The organism is Vibrio sp. V42_P2S4T144 (assembly GCF_009904715.1).
In the GTDB taxonomy this organism is placed as follows: Bacteria; Pseudomonadota; Gammaproteobacteria; order Enterobacterales; family Vibrionaceae; genus Vibrio; species Vibrio alginolyticus.
In genome coordinates this window covers 1-3674 of sequence record NZ_WXWS01000463.1, presented here as the reverse complement: position 1 = coordinate 3674, position 3674 = coordinate 1, and the positions used below count along the sequence as shown (strand labels likewise).

The window sequence follows — 3674 nt, the reverse complement described above, 5'->3', positions numbered from 1 at the left end:
GGAACAAACAAAATACATGGTGCAACACCCATACTTTTCCTAATACCTAATAGTCTAAATAGAGTAAATTTCCTAAACAACTTTGGTCCAGAAGTGTGCTGACGGATCGTGTAACACAAAAATGCCCCGAAATGATTTTGAGGCATAGTAAATTTTGCTAGAGTGAGCAACACTGTTTATCGTCGCTGTTCTACTTTTATGACAGTTTGTTGGTTTCATCGTCACTACCTAATATCTGTATTGGTGTTTTCTGTCGCTCTCCTCGTCTCTTTAGGACTTGAACATTGGTTAGTCCATGCTGATCCGTACACCATGGTCAGTTATTTTCTGTGTGAACTCTGGGCTAGTAAATTGGCTGCCTTGATATGAGTTGAAGATATCAGGCGGTCCATAGTACTTAGTACTTAAGTGCTTCCTCAAGAGCTTTAATAAAAATTCGTATCCATAGTGGTTAGATAACCCCAAAACAACACCTTACGGCTATACCAGTCAATAATGGCGTATAGGTTGTATTTCTGAGCCAATTCAGCAACAGTTTTGTCGCCTTTAGCTGCCGCAAATGCAACCTTAACTTTAAATTCAGGAGAGTGGCTTCTACGTTTTCTAGTCATAATCTGTTCCAATATTTCTGGGTACTATCACACAGATTAATCACTTAAAGTCATGTCCGAAAATTGGGGGCCACTTCTCTGATCAGGTCTGATCTAGTGCAGGTTATGGGTTGGTAGAACTATCGCTTTTATCAATCCATCGATATAAGGTTCGTCGAGTTATCCCTAACGTATCGGCAGCCTTAGCTTTGTTTCCTCCCACTCTCTCAAGAATGAATTTGATATAGTTACGTTGAAGCTCATTTAACGATGGCATATCTCCGGATAAATATTCAAAAATATTATCTTTGATAGAATTCGACGATTTTCTTATACGATCAGGTAGATGAATTGGTAAAATTTCATCATCGTCACAAAATACGGAGGCCCTCTCAATAGCGTTTTTAAGCTCACGAATATTCCCTGGAAAATCATAATTCATCAGTTCTTTCCATGCTAAGTTACTCAGTTGATAAGCTTTGGTCTTTCCTGATTGAGCCTGATTAGAAAGAAAATATCGAACAAGGAGTGTAAGATCACCGCCACGCTCCCGAAGAGGGGGCACGGATAATGTAAACATTTCTAGCCGAAAGAATAAATCTTGTCGAAACAGTCCCTCTGCTATGCGCAACTCTAAATCTCGGTGGGTTGCCGTGACGATACGTACATCGACACTAACTTCCTTATCAGAACCCACCGGCCTGATAGTCCCTTCTTGTAATACACGTAATAACTTGGCTTGTAACTCAAGGGGCATTTCACCGATTTCATCAAGGAGCAGGGTTCCTCCGTCTGCCTCCCTTAATAAACCTAGCCGTGATTGATTCGCCCCGGTATAAGCGCCGGCTGAATGTCCAAAAAACTCACTTTCCAGTAACTCCTTAGGGATACCAGCGCAATTAACTGCCAGAAAAGGACCGTCTTTCCTAAGACTTTCATTGTGAATCGCTTTAGCGACTAGCTCCTTACCAGTACCACTTTCTCCCAGTATTAATACAGGCCCATCCGTTTTCGATATTTTTCGGATCATACGGAATAGGTTCTGTATCGCAGCGCTTTCACCTAACATACCGTGAAAGAAACGGCTTTCTACCCGGCTTTTCAAGCTTTGATGCTCAATCAGACGTTTCACGGTTAATAAGCAGTGATCCATATCAAAAGGTTTGGTTAAAAAATCATCCGCTCCCGCTTTAAGTGCATCGACCGCTTGATTAACCGAGCCAAACGCCGTGATTAATAAAATCGCAGGAGTTGGCGTTAGAGCTTTAACTTCTGGTATTAATGTCATACCGTTGCGATCCGGTAATCTTAAATCGGAAATCACCACATCCGGTATTATTTCATTCAACTTAAATGAAGCTTCTTCAGCTGAGTTTACTATTGTTACCTGATATCCTTCGCCCTCAAGCTCTTCACATAATAAATCCGCTAAATCACCATCATCTTCTACCAATAAAATATTCATACTAATTGTTCCTTTGAAAATTGTAGTGTAACGATGAGTCCACCTTGCTCTGAACGCCGAAGAGTTAATTCTCCATGATGATCATTAATAATATTGTTAACAATAGCCAAACCAAGCCCAGTTCCCTGACCTTTCGGTTTTGTGGTGAAAAAGGGTTCTAGGAGCTGAGACAAGTCCATATCAATGGGAATACTTTGCCCATCATCGCTGATGGTTATCGACCAGCCGTCATGCGATTCACCATATTCAACGAGTACGTTTTCTTGAGCGGCTTGGCTTGCATTTCGTAGCAAGTTAATTATCGCTAATTCGAACAGGTCAGGATCAACGAATACCGATGGGTGATCAGGAATATTGATGGTAATTACAGGGGACGACTCCATTTGTTCATGATTCAGTGATTCACTAGCATGTACCACTAAATCTAAGATAAGTACTTTTTCTTTTTGGTTGCTATTTCGAGAAAAGTCTAACAACTGTCGAACGATTCGAGTTAGCCGTTTAACTTGCCCTCTAATCGCCGTCAGCTCATATAACGCCGAGTTCTTATCAATAAATCGTGATAAACGCCTTGCTCTACCATCAATCACATTCAATGGTGCTCCTAATTCATGGGCCACACCTCCGACGAATCGTCCTAACGTCGCCATGCGCTCATTACGTTCTAATCTCAGATTCAGCTTTGTTTCATGTTCTTGATGAGCCAGTATTTCTTGCTGTGCAAGCGCAATATCATCGAGCATTCGATTTAGCGCCCGAGCAATAGAAGATAGTTCGTATGTGTTTGAGTCAGAGGCTCGTAAGTCTAATTGTCCTTGGCCAATCTTAGCCATGATACTCGTTAACTGTGCTACATCACGACCTGCTGCTCGATAATGACCTAAATAGACAATAATTAAAGTGAGCAACCCGATAACACCCCATACACACCAGGCCCAGAGCGACAAAGTATTCATAGAAGACGAAAAATCACTAGCACGACGAGTGATTTCGACAAGGCTCGATATCTGCCCTCGTTTATCGGTAATAGGAAGAAAATGAGAATAGACTTGTTTGCCCGCTTGACGTTGATAGATATTGGCGTCACGTCCAACTTCAAGCAGCTCAAGTGCGATAGGGTTATCTTTATTGTCTCGTTTAGCAATCCCGGCCGCAGCAATACGCTGACCATCCTGATTGTAGACGGACGCACCATATACCTGGCCTAAATCAAAAATGGCATCAAGCGTCCTCTGAACTGTTTCTATATCTCCTTTGCGGATCGCCTCTCCAATAGGAACATCGATTGCTCTGGCGATCAGCTTGAGATCGCCTTTCAGCTTGCTTGTCTGTAAATCAGCAAGATAATAAGTTCCAATGCCAATAGACGCGGCGGATAAGCCCCATAGTGGTAGGAAAACGAATAATAAGATACGAGCAGACAGAGAGACTTTAGTCAATTTAACCATATTTTCCTTTGGATTTAATGTGTATCATTTTGTCACACAACAATGGCACAATGTATGACAAAAATAAACATCCATTCATTCTTGCGATCTTCAATTTCTAGCAAATAATAAATAATAGTCTTTTATAATCAGTTGCTTATATTATTATTGGCTTGTTGGTATATATATTGC

2 protein-coding genes and 1 pseudogene are annotated in these 3674 nt (G+C 41.3%); all 3 read right to left on the bottom strand.

What is annotated here, in order from left to right:
* Positions 1-291: 291 nt before the first annotated feature.
* Positions 292-506, bottom strand: a pseudogene (locus CAG68_RS22570) (DDE-type integrase/transposase/recombinase); the annotation flags it as partial.
* Between the two features lie 208 nt (positions 507-714).
* A complete protein-coding gene (locus tag CAG68_RS15525) occupies positions 715-2055 on the bottom strand; it encodes a sigma 54-interacting transcriptional regulator (protein ID WP_161441340.1) in 1341 nt (446 codons plus the stop codon).
* The gene (locus CAG68_RS15520) at positions 2052-3503 is read right to left on the bottom strand and encodes an ATP-binding protein (RefSeq protein ID WP_161441339.1); all 1452 of its coding nucleotides are present in this window, start codon (positions 3501-3503) and stop codon (positions 2052-2054) included. Before CAG68_RS15520 ends, CAG68_RS15525 begins: the two co-directional genes overlap by 4 nt.
* Positions 3504-3674 lie beyond the last annotated feature (171 nt).